The sequence below is a fragment of the Pseudomonas sp. LBUM1641 genome (assembly GCF_059716235.1).
This window is the reverse complement of the sequence record NZ_CP166815.1, coordinates 4,270,790-4,287,664: the sequence shown is the minus strand read 5'-3', so window position 1 is coordinate 4,287,664 and position 16,875 is coordinate 4,270,790. Positions and strand designations below refer to the sequence as shown.

Below are 16,875 nucleotides of genomic sequence, written 5' to 3'. Positions count from 1 at the left end.
CAACAAGAGAGCCACAACATGATCGAGCAAGCGCAAATTGAACAATTTCACCGGGACGGCTTTCTGGTGGTGCAAGACGTGCTGTCGGCTGAAGAAGTCGCCGCGTTGCAGCACGACTTCGACCAGTGGGTAGTAGACAGCCGCAGCCACCACCAGGGCTGGGGTGAAACGGTGGACGGCCGTGCGCGTTTCGACCTGGAGGGCGACCACCGTGCGGATCATCCCTCGTTGCGCCGGGTGAGTTCGCCCACCGAGATCTCGCCTGCCTACCAGCGCGTGGCGTTGCAATCGCGGATGGCGACGATCTCTGCGCAATTGATCGGAGGCGGTGGTGCACGCTTTCATCACAGCAAGATCAACTCGAAATTGCCCCACACCGCGACGCAAGTGAAGTGGCACCAGGACTTCCTGTTCACGCCCCACAGTAACGACGACATCGTCACCGCCTTGCTGATGGTCAGCGAAGTCACGCCGCAGAACGGCCCGCTGAATGTGATCCCCGGCAGCCACAAGGGCCCGCTGTGGTCCCACTGGCATGACCAGCGTTTCACCGGCTCGGTGGACGACACGGTAGTCGACGACCTGTGCCAGAACCCGGTGGCCTGTTATGGCCCGGCCGGTTCCGTGTGCTTCATGCACACCCGTCTTTTGCATGCTTCAAGCCCTAACGAGACCGAACTGCCGCGCACCCTGTTCATCAGCGTCTACGCCGCTGAAGACGCGCTGCCATTCGGCGAAAACCCGCTGCCCAGCGCACACGCCGGCTTGATGGTAGCCGGTGAAGAAAGTGGCCTGGTGCGTTCCACGGAAAACCGCATGCGCTTGCCGCAGAAGCCCCGTGGCGCCTCTTTCTTTGTGCAACAGGCTGGCCAGGACTCCGTCACTGCCTAACCTCCTTCTCACCTTGCAGGGTACTACCATGACAGCGTTTCACTCGATTGCTCGCCCTATTGCCGTGTGCCTGCTGGGCGCTGCGGTTGCAATGACGTCGTTGGCGGCTTCGGCCTTCCAGAAAGACGGGAAGATTGTCGCCGGTTCCGACGTGACCTTCTTTCCCTATGAGTACATGGATAACAACAAGCCCGCCGGCTTTGATATTGAATTCATGGACGGCCTGGCCAAGACCATGGGCCGCACTGTCGAGACCCTCGACACGCGCTTTCCCAACCTGATCACCGGCTTGCAGGCGGGGCGTTTCGACGTGACCAACTCGTCCATGTACATCACCGCCGAACGGGTGAAAGTCATCGACATGATTCCCTACCTCAAAAGCGGCGAATCGATCCTCACCCTCAAGGGCAGCGACTTCCAGCCCAAGACCCCGGAAGAGTTCTGCGGCCACAAGATCGGTTCCATGGGCGCCACGTCCTGGCTGGCGCAGATGCACAAGCTGTCGGATGAGTACTGTGTGAAGAAAGGCCTGAAGCCGATCGCGATCAGCGAATACAGCACCGATCCGCAAACCACCCAGGCTTTGTTGGCCCATGCGGTTGAAGCACAAATCACCGACGCCGCGGTCGCTCGTGGTGCGGTCGAGAAACTCGGCGGCCGTGTGGTGATTTCTTCCGACACCTTGATCTACCCGGTGCTGAACGGCTTCGGCGTGAAGAAAGGCAACGATGAGGTCAAGAACGCCTTGATCGAAGGCCTCAAGAAGTTCAGCGCCACCCCTGAATACGCGGCCTTGCTCAAGAAATACAACTTCCAGGCGCCTACCGATGCCGACATCGCCGAGTTGATGCCGAAGCCATGACCGAAAACCGTTCACTTAAGGAACACACCCTACCTGTGGCGAGCGAGCTTGCTCGCGTTGGACTGCGCAGCAGTCCTGCTTTTGGGGCCGCTTCGCAGCCCAGCGCGAGCAAGCTCGCTCGCCACAGATTATGGGGTACTTGCCCTGCGGAGAAAGCTACATGGCCTTATCACATGAAGAGCAAACGCGCATCGACCTCGCGGCGACCTTCCGCATCGTTGCGCACCTGGGCATGCATGAGGCGGTGGCCAACCATTTCAGCGCGGCGGTGTCGGCGGATGGCAAACAGTTTTTGCTCAACCCGAAGTGGAAGCACTTCTCGCGTATCCGCGCCAGTGACCTGTTGTTGCTGAATGCCGACGATGCGTCCGGCGCTGACCATCCGGACGTGGACGCCACTGCCTGGTCAATCCACGGGCAGATTCACCGCTTGCTGCCACAAACCCGCGCCGTGCTGCACCTGCATCCGGTGTACACCACGGCCGTCGCTTGCCTGGCCAAGCCGCACATCCCGGCGATCGACCAGAACACCGCGCGCTATTTCAATCGTGTGGCGGTGGACGAACTGTACGGCGGCATGGCCGACACCGAGGCTGAAGGCGAGCGCCTGGTCGGGTTGCTGGACGGTAAACGCCGCCTGTTGATGGGCAATCATGGAGTGATGGTCACGGCCGCTTCCATCGGTGAGGCATTCGACGACATCTGGACCCTGGAACGCGCCTGCCAGATCCTGGTGACGGCTTGGTCTACCGGCCAACCGCTGCGGGTACTGTCTGACGAAGTGGCGGAGAAAACCGCACGGGGCTGGGAAGGCATCACGGATTTCTCGCAACGGCATTTTGAAGAAATGAAGCAACTGATGATCGATGCCGACCCTTCGTTGCTCGACTGATTTGATCCCTCACAGGCAGGATTTCCCATGACTTTTTCGGTTGTCGCCCGCTGTGCCGAAACCGGCCAGCTGGGTATCGCTATCAGTTCGTCGAGCATTGCCGTGGGCGCACGTTGCCCGTGGCTGCGGCCGGGTGTGGGTGCGGTGGCGTCGCAGAACATCACCTTGCCGGCACTCGGCCCCCAGACCCTGGACCTGCTGGCCCAAGGCATGGCACCAAGTGACGCGCTGGCCGCGGTACTCACCCCGCAAAACCACAGCGAATATCGCCAGGTGACAGCGATTGATAACACCGGCAAAACCGCGCACTTCAGTGGCACGCAAACCCTGGGCATCCACCACGCGATCAGCGGTGAACAATGTGTGGCAGCGGGCAACATGCTGGCGAATACCGGCGTGATCGAAGCCATGGTGCGCGCCTTCGAAGACACGCCCGGACACCTCGCCGACCGACTGCTCGCCGCCATGCAGGCAGGGGTGGCCGGAGGCGGCGAAGCGGGGCCGGTGCATTCAGCCGCAATGGTGGTGGTCGGTGATCACCTGTGGCCCATCGTCAACCTGCGGGTGGACTGGGCCGACACGGACCCGATCGGCGCCCTCGACCAACTCTGGCAGGCCTATCGCGGGCAAATGCAGGACTACATCGAGCGTGCCATTAACCCGCAAAGCGCGCCGGGCTACGCGGTGCCGGGAGATGATCGATGAGCCGCAGTCGTGACCTGCTGGCGCAACGGGTCAGCTTCGACACCACCAGCTGCGAATGGAACCTGGCGCCGGACCAAGGGCACAAGCCTGACGAGTTCATCAGCGTTGCGCAGCCTGAGCCCTGTGACCGGATGCTGGAGAGGGTGTTGGTGATTGCCAGTCGGCAATCCTGATTCAGCAAGCACTCACCCTGTGGCGAGGGAGCTTGCTGTGGCGAGGGAGCTTGCTCCCGCTGGAGTGCGCAGCGCTCCCGCTTTTTCTTGGGGCCGCTTCGCAGCCCAGCGGGAGTAAGCTCCCTCGCCACAGGTTGTCGTCTGCCCTCACGCTTGCGGTATTGGTCAGACGGTTACCGTTCTGCCACCGGCGCTGAGTGCTTTCGCCCCATTTTCGCGCACGGCACTCCGTTTTCTGAGCAGCGCCCCGCCTATCCTGCGGCCTCTGCGCAGCGGTCCGTTTCTTGCTAGAGCCAGCTTAATCAATGACATGGCACTTTGCCGTCAGTCATTTCAAAGCTTGATCGCCGCACAGGCGAGTGGTTCTAGGAGTCGTCGGACATGCAAAGTATTTTGTCGCCAGGAATCCGCCTGCTCGGACGTTTTGGATTCGCGCGCAAGTTCCAGATCCTGTTTTTCCTGTTCATGCTGCCCCTGGCGGGCAGCTTGTGGATGATCGCGCAGGAGTACCGCACCAAGCAGACGGTGATTTCCAATGAGCAATCCGGCGTGCGCGAACTGCTGGCCCTGGATGCCCTGGACGCCCAACTGACCGCCCAGCGCAACCTGGCCGCACGCTGGAAAGCCGCCGACATCCTCCACGACCAGACGCCCGCCGCCAAAGCCGCAATGACCGCGGTCGACACCAATTTCCCGCTGATCCTGCAAAGCGTGCAGGCCCTGGGCGAGGCCCTGAAAGCCCAGAATGCCAGCGCTGATACCCTCGCTCGCTTCGAAGCACTAAAGGCCTCGGTCACCGGCATGGACTCCCAAGCCCTGCGCACCGTGGGGTGGTGGCCGGACGGCTACGACCGCTTCACTTCCGCATTGAGCGCGATGCAAACCCTGCGCGAGCAGATCACCATGGACACCGGTTTGATTCTCGACCCGTGGCTTGAAACCTATTTGCTGATGCAGATTTCCACCCAGCAGACCCCCGACCTTATCGAACGTATCGGCCGCATGGCGAGCGTCGGGCAGTCGTCTATCGCATCGGGCCAGTTCACCCTGCAAAGCCGTTTGCAGATGCGTGATTTGCGCGGGCGTATCGGCGATGCCCGGGACCAGTTGGTCAAGGCCGCCGCGTCCCTCAAGGCCAAGCAATACCCTGGGCTGCAACCCTGGATTGCGCAATACGACGACAGCGTGCAACTGTTGGACCGCGAGCTGAAAGCCCTGGACGAGGGCGTGTTCGGCGGCACCATCAAGCTCGATACCAGCGGCTTTGAACGCAGTGTCGACGGCATGCTCGGTACCCTGGGCGCGTTGCGTAGCCAATCGCTGACCTCGCTGGACGCGCGCCTGGGTTACTACCGAAACAGCTCGCTCAAGCAATTCATCCCGGTGGCGGTGACGTTCAGCGTGCTGGCGTTGGCGGCCCTGTACTTGTTCGTGTGCTTGCAGGCTTCGATCCGCCGTAGCGCCAGCGGCATCACTACGCTTGCTGAATCCCTGCGTGACGGCAATCTGTGTGTGGAGGTGGCGGTGGAAGGGCGTGACGAACTGGCCGCCATCAGCGCCGCGCTCAACGTCGCCGTGGTGCAGTTGCGCACCAGCCTGTTGGGGGTGAACCACGAAACGCAGCAGCTCGGCTCTGCGGTGCTGACACTCAATTCGCAATCGGGCAGCACGCTCACCGAAGTGGAAGACCAGCAACAGCAAATCAGCCAGATTGCCGCTGCCGCCACGCAGTTGGCCGCGACCTCCATGGGCGTCGCCAAAAGCTGCGAGCAGGCCTCCGGCAGCGCGCAGAAAACCCGGCAGATTGCCGAAGACAGCAGCCGCGACAGCCAGCGCACCACTGCCAGTATCCAGCAACTCAATCAGCGCCTGACCGATACCTCCGACGCACTGGAGCGCGTCAGCCAGCAGGGCCAGCAGATCCAGTCGGTGGTCGACACCATTCGCGGCATCGCCGAGCAGACCAACCTGCTGGCGCTGAACGCCGCCATCGAGGCCGCACGGGCCGGCGAACAGGGCCGGGGTTTTGCGGTGGTGGCCGATGAGGTGCGCAGCCTGTCCCAACGCACCCAGGCTTCCACGGCGCAGATCGCCGGCACGGTGGACAGCTTGCGTGCGACGGTGAGCCAGGCCGTCACGCTGATGGGCGCGGCGTGTGAGCAGGCGGTGACCGACGCCGAGTCCGTCACGGGCTTGGGTCATCGCCTGGGCGAGATCGCCAGCGCGGTACAGAGCGTCACCGACACCCTGGCGCAGATCGCCACGGCGGTAGAGGAACAGGCGGCGACGGCGGACGAGGTGAGTGGCAATATCCAGCAGGTTGATCAGGCCGCAGGGCGCTTGCTCGATGGCGCGCGGGCGGTGAATCAGGCCGCGGATGTGTTGAGCAAGGGCAGTCGGGCATTGAGCGATAACACCGCGCGGTTCCAGCTGGGTTGAGGGCGTGTTGGCGGGGCAAACTGTGGTATTCAGCACCCTACAGTCCAGCAAGGAACGCAGATGAATTTCTTCAAGAAGCTCTTCGGGGCACGGAACACGCCTGAGCCCCAGGCGCCCGAGCCCGTGGCATCGCCCGAAACCGCCGCGCAAAAGCTCAATTACGATGACCTGACCGAAGCAGAAGCGGCGAACCACGCTGCGTGCATGGCCAGTGCGCAATGCCTGGATCGCCATTGGCAATCGGTAGGCACCGTCGAGCGGGACGTTCTCTCGTACATCATCAGCCCAAGTTTCAGCGGTGGGCCTGATTGGCCGTCGACCCGCCAGGCGTACCGGGTGGTTCGCCGGGACCATGCCATCGTGCTCGCCACAGACGGCCTGTCAGACCCTTTCGATGACGCCGAGGGTTTGGGCAATGGCTTCGAAATGGAGCTGTTCCTGGAAACGTCCGATATCCCCGAACATGCCCGGGGTGTGTTAGGGGAGATTGATCCTTTAAAGCAGAGCTGGGCGTTTGAGCTGATCGAGCACGTCGCAAAAACCGTGGCGAACGCCGGCGGTATTACCCATCAACTGGACCGCCACGGTGTGTTGTCCCTGGAGCTGCCCGGGTTCAGCCAGTCGCACCACATGAGCGATCAATTGCCGCCTCTGTTTGTCACCGAGGACGATGCCACGGGCGTGCTGTTGGGCGGCCCTGATCCGGACTTCCCGACCCGCCTGGACGACATGCCGCTGTCCCCGGTCAGGCTGGTTCCCGTGGTATTGATCACCGCGTCCGAGCTTGAATACGTGCGCACCGGTGGGCGCGAAGCACGGGAAGATCTGGTGAGCCGCCTGAATGCTGCTGGCGTCGGGCACACCAGCAGCCTTCGTCGGGCCAGCGTGGTATGAGGCCGGAAGAAGCGCTCTCCAATTCGACGAGCCAGGGACTTTTTCGATGACCTCCGATCCGTTCCGTATTCCAACCGATGCTGAAATCGAGAAGGCCGCGAGCAACCTGAACTTCCCGTTCCCTGCGGCCTACATCGAGTTCCTCAAGGGCGGCAGCGATGTGGCCAATGCGACGTTCGAGCCGGCCGTGATCCTGCCGGGCACGAGCCATCTCGACTTGTTCGAAATCGCCCAGGTCGCCTGGAACCAAATGGGGGTGCCAAAAGAGTGGTTGCCGTTCATTGAAGAAAACGGCGACTACTTCTGCGTGTCGCAGACAGGGCAGGTTCGGTATTGGTCGCACGATGGCCCGACGAATGAGCGCTGGCCGAATTTTTCGGCGTGGTTCCAGCAGGTGTGTGTGGCAGGTGAATAAACGGGCAGCTTTCGACGGGTAAATGGAATGCTCTATCATGAGTGTTAACTCATAAAGGACTGCCCGTCCGGGAAGCAATGCCATGAGAGACCTGCCACCTACCTCGACATTGCGCGCCTTTGAGGTTGCCACGCGTCACGCAACCTTCACCTCGGCTTCAGAAGAGCTGCACGTCACTCAAAGTGCCGTCAGCCATCAACTCAAGCACCTCGAAGAACTCTGGGGATTGCAGCTGTTCCAGCGGGGCAAGTCACTCAGCCTGACACCTGCCGGCGCGGCCCTTGCGCCCATCGTGCGTGAGTTCTTCATGAACCTTGAGGCCACACTCGCGGACCTGCGGGAGCAAAAGGGCAGGGTGCGGCTCAAGGTCAGCACCACCTATTCCTTCGCGCTGAAATGGCTGCTGCCCCGGCTGCCGAGCCTGGCCCAGCGACACCCGGAAATATTGGTCTCGCTGGACTCCAGTGACAAAGCCATCAACTTCTCCAGCGCGGAGGCTGACGTGGCGATCCGCTTCGGCAACGGAAATTACCCGGCCCTGTACTCGGAGTTCCTGTTCCGGGAGCAGATTTTTCCGGTGGCGAGCCCCGATCTTCTGAACCGTTTTGGCATGCCGCGCACGCCGGCCGAACTGCTGCGCTATCCCTTGCTGACGCGAGACGGTGCCGACTTGGTACCGAAATGGGAAGTCTGGTTTCAACACGTGGGCTTGGGGATTTCGCCGCTCAAGGAGAGCGTCAGGTTTGCGGACACCAACATGACGATCGAGGCCGCCTTGCTCGGCCAGGGCATCGCGTTGGCACGCAGTGGGCATGTGGAATCAGAACTGAGTGATGGCAGCCTGATCAAGCTGTTCGATGTGCCGTTCCCGTCCCCGGTCGCTTATTACTTTGTGTGCCCCAAGGGCCTCGAAACGCGCCCGCACATTGTCAGCTTTCGTGAATGGCTGATGCAGGAGGCCGTAAACGCCGGGCTGGCTTACGAATGAGGCATGAGGATTTGCTCATTCTTCAATGAGGAGACTTCGTTTCAGTTAACGCGCTGGTTTGCTTAGGATTGGCGCATGCCTTATCACATCATTCTACTGGTCCTGTTCGCCGCCTTACTGCACGCCAGTTGGAATGCGCTGCTGCGTGGCGGCGCCGACCGACTCTGGTCGATGACAGTGATGTGCCTGGCAGTTGCCATCGCCAGTGGCGCAATCGCCTTGTTCCTGGAGCCGCCCGCGCCGGCCAGCTGGTTTTATGTGGTGCTGTCAGCGGTACTGCATGTTGGCTACAACCTGTTCCTGGTGCGCAGCTACAAGGTGGGCGACCTGGGGCAAACCTATCCGATTTCACGCGGCTCCTCGCCGGTGCTGATCACCCTTGGCGCCGCGGTGTTTGCCGGGGAGAGCGTTTCGGCCAGCTCGCTGCTGGGCATTGCCCTGGTGTCTGGCGGGATTATTTCACTGGCGTCCAGGGGGCGCCGCCTGGCCGTTCCAAGCCTGCCCTACGCCTTGGGCACCGGGTGTTTCATTGCCGCCTATAGCGTCACCGATGGCATCGGCGCACGCCTGTCCGGTGCCCCGATGGCCTACACGGTCTGGATGTGCGCCCTGTGGGGCGTGTTGATGCCAGCGGTCTATATCGGCCTGCGTGGGGCAAAGAGTTTGTTCAGCGTGCGGCCCGGGTTCTTCACGGCGTTTGGCGGTGGATTGGTGTCGCTCCTGGCGTACGGAATCATCATCTATGCCATGGCCGGTGCGCCGATGGGGGCGGTGTCGGCCCTGCGCGAAACCAGCGTGTTGTTCGCGGCGCTGATTGGCTATTTGTTCCTCGGCGAGGCATTGACGGTGCGCAAGGTGCTGGCGTGTGTAGTGATTGCCACCGGCACCATGCTCATCGGCTGAGAACAGGTCACGCATTTCCCACCACCACATGAAGGTTCGCTCAATGGATACCGTCCCGCAGGCACCGCTGATTCTGATAACGGGTGGAAGTCGTGGCGTTGGCGCCGCCACCGCGCGGCTGGCTGCCGCACAAGGTTATGACGTGGCGATCAGCTTCGTTTCCGACGAGTCTGCTGCCCTCGCGGTAGTGGCGGATGTAGAGGCAGCGGGGCGCCGGGCGTTGGCCGTGCGTGCAGACAGTGCAGACCCGGAGCAGGTCGTTCAGTTATTTGCGGCGTTAGATCGGGCGTTCGGGCGCATTGACGTGCTGGTTAACAACGCCGGGATCAACGCGTTGCAGTCTCGGGTCGAGGACCTGGATTTCGAGCGCATGCTGCGGATTTTCGCGGTCAACGCGATCGGGCCGATGCTGTGTGCCCAGCAAGCGGTGAAGCGCATGTCGTTTCGTCACGATGGGCGGGGAGGCTCTGTGATCAATATCTCGTCGGCATCCGCCCGGCTTGGCAGCCCCAACGAATACGTCGACTACGCCGCATCGAAGGGCGCGCTTGAGACCTTCACCATCGGGTTTGCCAAGGAAGTTGCCCGGGAGGGAATACGCGTCAACTGCATCCGCCCCGGGCATATCTACACCGACATTCACGCCAGCGGCGGAGAGCCGGGGCGGGTTGATCGCGTCAAAGACTCGATCCCCATGGGGCGGGGCGGTCAGCCTGAGGAAGTGGCCCGGGCGATCCTGTGGCTGGCAGGCGCCGAGGCGTCCTTTATCACGGGTACGTTCCTGGATGTCACCGGCGGTAAATAGCAGCAGGGCGTGGCTCCGAGGCTCCCCTCGGTACGCCACGCCCGGCCTGCTTGCGCGGAGTCAGCTGTTGAGCTTGATCTGCTCCTTCGCCAGCTTCACCACATTCTCCAGGGTAAAGCCGAACTGGGCCTGCAACTTGGCCAACGGCGCCGATGCGCCAAAGCTGTTCATCACCACCTTGGCCCCGGTCTGCCCGACGTAGCGGTCCCAACCCAACGGGCCGGCCTGTTCCACCACCAGGCGTGCCTTCACCGTTGGCGGTAGCACGCTGTCGCGGTAGACCTGGTCCTGTTCTTCGAACAGTTCCCAGCTCGGCATCGACACCACTTGCGCCGCCACGCCTTCAGCCTTCAGTTGCTCATAGGCATCCACGGCCAGGCTGACTTCACTGCCAGTAGCCATCAGGATCACCTGGGGCTTCTCGGCGCCGGCCAGTACATAAGCACCACGGGACGTGCCCGAGGCTGCGGCGTATTTTGTACGATCCAGGGTCGGCAGATTTTGCCGCGACAGCACCACGCAGGTCGGCCGGTGGGTCTGGGCCAGGGCGATCTTCCAGGCTTCCAGGGTTTCATTTGCGTCGCCTGGGCGCAGGGTCAACAAGCCCGGGGTGGCCCGCAGTTGTGTCAGGTGTTCGATGGGCTGGTGAGTGGGACCGTCTTCGCCGACACCAATCGAGTCATGGGTAAACACGAACACCACCGGCAACTCCATGATTGCCGCGAGGCGAATCGGCGGCTTCATGTAATCGCTGAACACCAGGAAGGTCGAGGTATACGGCCGCAGGTACGACAGCGCCATGCCGTTGGCAATCGCGCCCATCGCATGTTCACGAATACCGAAGTGCAGGTTGCGCCCGCCGTAGTTCTCGGCGCTGAAGCGCCCGGCGTCGTCGAACGTCAGGTTGGTCTTGGTGGACGGCGACAAGTCTGCCGAGCCTCCCAGCAGCCACGGGATCTGTTTCGCAAACGCATTCAACACCTCGCCACCGGCGGCACGGCTGGCGATGCCCTTGGCATCCGCGGCAAAGTTCGGCAGTTGCTCCTGCCAATGCTCGGGCATCTCGCCGGCACGCATGCGGCGCAACTCATCGGCCAGCTCCGGCTCGTACCGTTCCAGATGGGACAGGGTTTCAGTCCATTGCTCATACAGCGGCTTGCTGCGTTTAAGCAGCGCATCCCGCAGGACCGTGCGCGCTTCATCCGGTACCAGGAAACTTGAGTCTTCAGGCCAGCCGTAAGCGGCTTTGGTCAGGCGGATCTCTTCTTCGCCCAAGGGCTCGCCATGGGCTGACGCGGTGTTGTGTTTGTGAGGCGAGCCATAGCCGATCACGCTGTCGACCACGATCAGCGTCGGTGCCCCGGTGTTTTTCTGGAAGGTGCTCAGGGCATCGCTCAGGGCCAGCAGGTTGTTCGCATCGGTGACGTGCAAAGTGTGCCAGCCATAGGCCTGGAAACGCTTGATCACGTCTTCGCTGAAGGCCAGTTCGGTATGACCTTCGATGCTGATGGTGTTGTTATCGTAGATCCAGCACAGGTTATCCAGCTTCAAGTGCCCGGCGATGGACGCGGCCTCGCTGCTGATGCCCTCCATCATGTCGCCGTCGCCGCACAGGGTGTAGACGTTGTAGTCGAACAGCACCTGGTCGTCACGGTTGAAGCGCTTGGCCAGCCAACGCTCGGCCATCGCCATGCCGACGCTGTTGGCGCAACCCTGGCCGAGAGGCCCGGTGGTGGTTTCTACCCCCGTAGTCATGCGGTATTCAGGGTGGCCGGGAGTTTTGGAACTCATCTGCCGGAACTGCTTGATGTCGTCCAGGCTGATGGCCGGCTGGCCGGAGCGCTTGCCGTGGGCGTCAATCTCCACCACGCCCGCCAGGTGCAACAGCGAATACAACAGCATCGAGGCATGGCCCACCGACAACACGAAACGGTCACGGTTAGGCCAGTCGGGGTGCTCGGGGTGATAACGCAGGAATCGGCTCCACAAGGTGTAACCGACGGGCGCCAGGCCCATGGGCGTACCGGGGTGGCCGGAGTTGGCCTTCTGCACGGCGTCCATGGCGAGGGTACGAAGGGTGTTGATGCACTGGGTGTCGACAGCGTTGGCAGCGTGATTCATGGAACCTGTTCTCCATCGGGTGACGATCTACAGTGGAGGGCAGGGTGGGCCAAAGGTTTTATGAAATCGTCTGCCCAGCGACGAACGGGGCTCAAACGCGGCAGGTTGATCTCAAACATGACAAGAGCCCATCGGATGGGCTAGCTTCAAGGGGCATTCAGTCATTGATCAACTTGCGGAGGTACTCCATGCCAGTGAAACACGACCTGTATCAGGACCTGACTTTCACCAAGGAAGACATTCAACAGCGCAGGGCGGGCGACAACTACCTGGATTCGCTGCTCCACCAATACGACAGCGCCGACAAGGAGGTGCTGGAGCTTGAGTCCTCAAGCGGCGGTGACGAGGAGCTGGAGAAGCTGAAGAAGAAACGCCTGTTGATCAAAGACAAGATCGTCGAGCAACTGGAGAAAGCGACGGCCAAGTAGCAGATTTGTTCAGAATTGCCTGAAAGACAGCAGCACCGCCGCTGCCTATCATGCCAATCGTTCGCCCGGCACTGGGGCTCTTAGACGGCGCATGGAATGCGCTGTGGCCGGGCGAACTCTCTCTTTCAAGCCAGCAGCGCGCGGGTGCATTCGTCAATCGAGCGCTGCTGGGTTTCTCCGTATAACTTCAGCTCATCAATCGTCTGGCGGCCCAGGGCTTTTTCAAACTCGGCCTGGTTGGAGTTGGCCGCGTAGTGACTCTGCGCTGCATCCCCCAGGTTCGACTGGAAAATCCCCGCCGCACTCACCGGCAGAAAATCCTCGTACACCAATGGCTCCACGTCCACGTGGCCGGCGGCGATCAGTTCGTCCAGGGTTTTAACCTTGTCCTGGGCGGCCAAGCCTTTCTCGGTCACGAAATAGCGGAAGTACGCCAGCGCCTGCTCACGCATCTCGCGGTGATTGTCGGGAAACGCCTGGAAGTGTTGTTCCATCAATTCGGTGTAGCGCCAGGCATTGGCCTCATTCGGAAACGCGCCCAATTCATCCCGTGCAGCATTCAGCAGTTGGTCATACAGCGCGCGGCCCTTGGGCGTCAGCGCCACGCCACGTTGTTCGATTTCGCCGAATCGTGCGCTATGGCTGCCTTTGGAATCGGTAAAGGCAATCGCCTCGTCGAGGGCCTTGAAGCTGGTCTGGCGCAGCAGGATCGGGCACTGGCGGCGCGGCGGGCCTTCGATCACGGCCTTGGGGGTAATGCCTTTGCCGGGCATCGCGGCCTGCACCTGGTCGATGTCCAGGGTGCGCGGCGTCAGGTGGTTGATGTGTGGGCCCTTGAATGCCACCACGTCGGCGATCAGCCGGTGCTGGTCGCTCAGTTGCTGGTATTGCGCGGCAGTGACGGTGGCGGTGTGGTGCCAGCGGAAGGTTTCCAGGGCTTGCTGGATAAACGCTTCGGCGTGGGTGGCGTCGAGGCCGCCGTCGGCTTCCGCTTGTTGGATCAGCTCAAGGGCGCGCGGCGTGAAGATCGAGCGTTTGGCCAGGGCTGACTCGGCGAATGCGCGCAGTTCAGGATTTTCGATCAGTTCCAGGCGCAGCAGGGAAGTGAACACCCGGAACGGGCTGGTTTGCAGCGCGCTTTCATGCACGGCGCGAAAGGCAGTGGAGTGCACCGGCACTCCGGCGGCCGTGAGGTCGTAATACCCCACCGGCTGCATGCCCATCACCGCGAACAGGCGGCTGATGGTCGCTAACTCTTCAGCGGTGCCCAGGCGGATGGCGCCGTGGCGCTCCATGTCCAGGCGGTGGATTTCCCCGGTGCGCTGCAGTTGGTGCGCCAGCCCGGCGTCAGTGCTGAGCACGCTGGCATTGGTCTCGGCCACCAGTTCCATCAGCGCGCCATACAACGGCACTTCATCGCGGTACATGTCGGACATGGCTTTGGAGAAGCCTTTGCGAATGTCGTCAGGGCTGACATGGCGGGCGGTGGGCATAGAAAAATTCCTGGCGGCTGTCGAGGTGAACTACACGGTTGCCTGATTTTGTTGGGCCCGCCATTGCCTTGCAAACGAAGATTCCTCTGGACTTCATTCTGCAAATGAATGAGCTGGATGTTATTAGCTTCACGTGCATCTCAGCGCCGATGGGCTCTACACTGGCCGTCACCTCTGAACGCGACGGAAGACTCGATGACGGCACAGCCTGCGACGAACATTCTGAACACGATTGAAGGCCAGCGCCTGGCCACGGATGACGCCGAGCGCTGGCGTGACTGGGGCCCCTACCTGAGCGAGCGGCAATGGGGCACGGTGCGCGAAGACTACAGCGCCGACGGCGATGCCTGGCGCTACTTCCCCCACGAACACGCCCGCAGCCGCGCCTACCGCTGGGGCGAGGATGGCCTGGCGGGCTTCAGCGACAAGGCCCAGCGCTGGTGCCTGGGCCTGGCGCTGTGGAACGAGCACGACGCGATCATCAAGGAGCGTCTGTTCGGCCTGAACAACGCCGAGGGCAACCACGGCGAAGACGTCAAGGAACTGTACTTTTTCGTCGATGGCGTACCGAGCCATGCCTACATGCGCATGCTCTACAAATACCCCCACGCGGCCTTTCCCTATGACGACCTGATCACCGAAAACGCCCGGCGTGGCCTGGGTGATGCCGAATACGAAATCCTCGATACCGGGGTTTTCGAAGACAACCGCTACTGCGACGTCACGGTGGAATACGCCAAGCACCAGCCCGATGACGTGTTCATGCGCATCACCGTGCACAACCGTTCGGACCAGCCCACTCGCTTGCAGGTGCTGCCGCACTTGTGGGCGCGCAACGACTGGAGTTGGGCCCACGATGCCCCCAAACCGGAACTGCGGCTGGAGGGCGAACAGGTGGTGGCGCGGCACCATGAATTGTTTGATCGCCACCTGAGTGCCTGGGGCCAGGACGGTGTGGAATGGTTGTTCTGCGAGAACGAAACCAACTTCCCCAGGCTGGACGGGCAACCTGGGCCAGGGCCGTTCAAGGACGGGATCAACGACTATGTGACCACGGGTTCGGAAGCGGCGATTCGCCGGGACTCGGGTACCAAGGTGGCCGCGCGGTTCATCCTCGAACTGGCGGGCCAGGAAAGCAAAATCCTGTACCTGCGCTTCGCCCCGGCGCAGGCACCGTGGATCAATGCGCGCAAGCTGTTCGAAGAACGCCGTCAGGAGACCGATGATTTTTATGCGGCGCTGCAACAAGGCATCGCCGATGAAGATGCGCGCAACGTGCAGCGCCAGGCCCTGGCGGGGTTGCTGTGGTCCAAGCAGCTGTATTACTTCGACGTGAATCAATGGCTCGACGGCGACCCGGCCCAGCCCGCGCCGCCGCCCGAGCGTTTGCATATCCGTAATACCCATTGGCGGCACTTGTCGAATTTCGACATCCTCTCGATGCCCGACACCTGGGAATACCCGTGGTACGCCTCGTGGGACCAGGGTTTCCAGGCCGTGGCGTTTGCCCTGATCGATCCGGGTTACGCCAAGCAGCAACTGCTGTTGTTGGTGAAAGACCGCTTCATGCACCCCAACGGCCAGTTGCCGGCCTACGAGTGGCGTTTTGACGACGCCAACCCGCCGGTGCATGCCTGGGCCAGTTGGCGGGTGTATCAGCAGGACAAGGCGCTGAACGGCGTGGGCGACATGGATTTCCTGGAGCGGATCTTCCACAAGCTGCTGTTGAATTTTTCCTGGTGGGTTAACCGTAAGGACGCCGAGGGCCGCAACCTGTTTCAGGGCGGGTTTCTTGGGCTGGACAACATTGCGCTGTTCGATCGCTCGGCTGATTTGCCGCCGGGTTATCAGTTGGACCAAGCGGATGGCACGGCGTGGGTCGCTGCCTATGCGCTGGACCTGATGCGTATGGGCCTGGAACTGGCCAAGCGCAATGTGGTGTATGTGGATATCGCGGTGAAGTTCTTTGAGCACTTTCTGTATATCGCCGGGGCGATCAACCGGGTGGACGACAGCGCCGAAGGCTTGTGGGATGAGCAGGACCAGTTTTTCTATGACGTGCTGCATCGTCCGGGCGGTGAAAGTGAGCCGGTGCGGTTGCGCTCCATCGTTGGCCTGATGCCGCTGTTTGCGGTGCTGGTGCTGGAGCAGCGTGAGCATGAGGGGCTGGAAGGTTTGCGCGAGCGGTTGCTGGGGTTTATGAAGCATCGGCCGGACCTGGCCAAGCTGGTGTCGCGCTGGAACGAGCCGGGGCAGGGGAATCGATTGTTGCTGGCGTTGTTGCGGGGGGAGCGGACCAAGGATTTGCTGCGGCGCATGCTGGATGAGTCTGAGTTTCTCTCGACGTTTGGTGTGCGGTCGCTGTCGAAAGCGTTTGCCGAGGAGCCGCTGGCGCTGAAAATGAATGGCAATACCCTCTGTGCCTGCTATGAGCCGGCGGAGTCGGATTCGCGGTTGTACGGTGGTAACTCCAACTGGCGTGGGCCGTTGTGGATGCCGGTCAATTACATGCTGATTGAGTCGCTGCGGGAGTTTCATCGGTACTACGCGGATAATTTCTCGGTGGAGTATCCGGCGGGGAGTGGGTATCTGGCGTCGTTGGCGGAGGTTGCCGATGGGCTCAGTCAGCGGTTGACGCGTTTGTTTCTGAGGGATGAGAACGGTTCGAGGCCGTCGATGGTCGGGTATGCGCAATTGGAGGCGGATCCGGCCAGTCGCGATCTGGTGTTGTTTCATGAGTACTTTCATGGCGAGACGGGGCGGGGGTTGGGGGCTTCGCATCAGACGGGGTGGAGTGCGCTGGTGGCGCTGTTGTTGCAGCCCCTGTAGGAGCGAGCTTGCTCGCGAAGGTCGTTAACGATGACGT

The 16,875-nt window shown here is 61.7% G+C and carries 15 protein-coding genes; 13 read left to right on the top strand and 2 right to left on the bottom strand.

Annotation, left to right across the window (positions count from 1 at the left end; genetic code table 11):
* Nucleotides 1-18 precede the first annotated feature (18 nt).
* From ACA046_RS19740 to ACA046_RS19690, 11 genes are all read left to right on the top strand, one after another.
* Nucleotides 19-891, top strand: coding sequence for a phytanoyl-CoA dioxygenase family protein (locus ACA046_RS19740; RefSeq protein ID WP_497674779.1), 873 nt, complete (start codon nt 19-21; stop codon nt 889-891).
* Between the two features lie 28 nt (nt 892-919).
* A complete protein-coding gene (locus ACA046_RS19735; RefSeq protein ID WP_497674778.1) occupies nt 920-1,753 on the top strand; it encodes an ABC transporter substrate-binding protein in 834 nt (277 codons plus the stop codon).
* A 160-nt stretch (nt 1,754-1,913) separates the two neighbouring features.
* Nucleotides 1,914-2,645, top strand: coding sequence for a class II aldolase and adducin N-terminal domain-containing protein (locus ACA046_RS19730; protein ID WP_459021773.1), 732 nt, complete (start codon nt 1,914-1,916; stop codon nt 2,643-2,645).
* A 27-nt stretch (nt 2,646-2,672) separates the two neighbouring features.
* Nucleotides 2,673-3,350: a DUF1028 domain-containing protein gene (locus ACA046_RS19725; RefSeq protein WP_497674777.1), complete on the top strand. Its 678-nt coding sequence runs from the start codon at nt 2,673-2,675 to the stop codon at nt 3,348-3,350.
* Entirely contained in the window at nt 3,347-3,523 is a 177-nt protein-coding gene (locus ACA046_RS19720) for a hypothetical protein (RefSeq protein WP_497677159.1), read from the top strand. The genes ACA046_RS19725 and ACA046_RS19720 overlap by 4 nt, the downstream gene beginning before the upstream one ends.
* Nucleotides 3,524-3,904: 381 nt before the next feature.
* Entirely contained in the window at nt 3,905-5,962 is a 2,058-nt protein-coding gene (locus ACA046_RS19715; protein ID WP_497674776.1) for a methyl-accepting chemotaxis protein, read from the top strand.
* A 60-nt stretch (nt 5,963-6,022) separates the two neighbouring features.
* Nucleotides 6,023-6,856: a suppressor of fused domain protein gene (locus ACA046_RS19710; protein WP_459021767.1), complete on the top strand. Its 834-nt coding sequence runs from the start codon at nt 6,023-6,025 to the stop codon at nt 6,854-6,856.
* 46 nt (nt 6,857-6,902) lie between these two features.
* The gene (locus ACA046_RS19705) at nt 6,903-7,271 is read left to right on the top strand and encodes an SMI1/KNR4 family protein (protein ID WP_497674775.1); all 369 of its coding nucleotides are present in this window, start codon (nt 6,903-6,905) and stop codon (nt 7,269-7,271) included.
* A gap of 82 nt (nt 7,272-7,353) precedes the next feature.
* Nucleotides 7,354-8,259, top strand: a complete 906-nt coding sequence (gene gcvA / locus ACA046_RS19700; RefSeq protein ID WP_318301457.1) for a transcriptional regulator GcvA — start codon at nt 7,354-7,356, stop codon at nt 8,257-8,259.
* Nucleotides 8,260-8,334: 75 nt separating this feature from the next.
* A complete protein-coding gene (locus ACA046_RS19695) occupies nt 8,335-9,162 on the top strand; it encodes an EamA family transporter (RefSeq protein WP_497674774.1) in 828 nt (275 codons plus the stop codon).
* Nucleotides 9,163-9,205: 43 nt separating this feature from the next.
* Nucleotides 9,206-9,967, top strand: coding sequence for an SDR family oxidoreductase (locus ACA046_RS19690; RefSeq protein WP_497674773.1), 762 nt, complete (start codon nt 9,206-9,208; stop codon nt 9,965-9,967).
* A gap of 60 nt (nt 9,968-10,027) precedes the next feature.
* Here ACA046_RS19690 and tkt read toward each other — a convergent pair whose 3' ends face one another.
* On the bottom strand, nt 10,028-12,088 hold the full coding sequence (tkt, locus tag ACA046_RS19685; protein WP_497674772.1) for a transketolase: 2,061 nt from the start codon (nt 12,086-12,088) through the stop codon (nt 10,028-10,030).
* A gap of 188 nt (nt 12,089-12,276) precedes the next feature.
* Here tkt and ACA046_RS19680 point away from each other — a divergent pair, with 188 nt between their 5' ends.
* The gene (locus ACA046_RS19680) at nt 12,277-12,516 is read left to right on the top strand and encodes a DUF465 domain-containing protein (RefSeq protein WP_063031086.1); all 240 of its coding nucleotides are present in this window, start codon (nt 12,277-12,279) and stop codon (nt 12,514-12,516) included.
* Nucleotides 12,517-12,641: 125 nt separating this feature from the next.
* Here the strand turns inward: ACA046_RS19680 and hglS are convergent, their stop codons facing one another.
* Complete coding sequence (gene hglS, locus ACA046_RS19675; RefSeq protein WP_497674771.1) at nt 12,642-14,009, bottom strand: 2-oxoadipate dioxygenase/decarboxylase HglS; 1,368 nt, start codon at nt 14,007-14,009, stop codon at nt 12,642-12,644.
* Between the two features lie 195 nt (nt 14,010-14,204).
* Between hglS and ACA046_RS19670 the strand changes: the two genes are divergently transcribed.
* The gene (locus ACA046_RS19670; RefSeq protein ID WP_497674770.1) at nt 14,205-16,838 is read left to right on the top strand and encodes an MGH1-like glycoside hydrolase domain-containing protein; all 2,634 of its coding nucleotides are present in this window, start codon (nt 14,205-14,207) and stop codon (nt 16,836-16,838) included.
* The last annotated feature ends 37 nt before the right edge of the window (nt 16,839-16,875 follow it).

Coding starts and splice junctions, on each gene's coding strand:
- ACA046_RS19740 (WP_497674779.1), top strand. CDS start 19: ATGATCGAGCAAGCGCAAATTGAACAATTTCACCGGGACGGCTTTCTG.
- ACA046_RS19735 (WP_497674778.1), top strand. CDS start 920: ATGACAGCGTTTCACTCGATTGCTCGCCCTATTGCCGTGTGCCTGCTG.
- ACA046_RS19730 (WP_459021773.1), top strand. CDS start 1,914: ATGGCCTTATCACATGAAGAGCAAACGCGCATCGACCTCGCGGCGACC.
- ACA046_RS19725 (WP_497674777.1), top strand. CDS start 2,673: ATGACTTTTTCGGTTGTCGCCCGCTGTGCCGAAACCGGCCAGCTGGGT.
- ACA046_RS19720 (WP_497677159.1), top strand. CDS start 3,347: ATGAGCCGCAGTCGTGACCTGCTGGCGCAACGGGTCAGCTTCGACACC.
- ACA046_RS19715 (WP_497674776.1), top strand. CDS start 3,905: ATGCAAAGTATTTTGTCGCCAGGAATCCGCCTGCTCGGACGTTTTGGA.
- ACA046_RS19710 (WP_459021767.1), top strand. CDS start 6,023: ATGAATTTCTTCAAGAAGCTCTTCGGGGCACGGAACACGCCTGAGCCC.
- ACA046_RS19705 (WP_497674775.1), top strand. CDS start 6,903: ATGACCTCCGATCCGTTCCGTATTCCAACCGATGCTGAAATCGAGAAG.
- gcvA (WP_318301457.1), top strand. CDS start 7,354: ATGAGAGACCTGCCACCTACCTCGACATTGCGCGCCTTTGAGGTTGCC.
- ACA046_RS19695 (WP_497674774.1), top strand. CDS start 8,335: ATGCCTTATCACATCATTCTACTGGTCCTGTTCGCCGCCTTACTGCAC.
- ACA046_RS19690 (WP_497674773.1), top strand. CDS start 9,206: ATGGATACCGTCCCGCAGGCACCGCTGATTCTGATAACGGGTGGAAGT.
- tkt (WP_497674772.1), bottom strand. CDS start 12,088: ATGAATCACGCTGCCAACGCTGTCGACACCCAGTGCATCAACACCCTT.
- ACA046_RS19680 (WP_063031086.1), top strand. CDS start 12,277: ATGCCAGTGAAACACGACCTGTATCAGGACCTGACTTTCACCAAGGAA.
- hglS (WP_497674771.1), bottom strand. CDS start 14,009: ATGCCCACCGCCCGCCATGTCAGCCCTGACGACATTCGCAAAGGCTTC.
- ACA046_RS19670 (WP_497674770.1), top strand. CDS start 14,205: ATGACGGCACAGCCTGCGACGAACATTCTGAACACGATTGAAGGCCAG.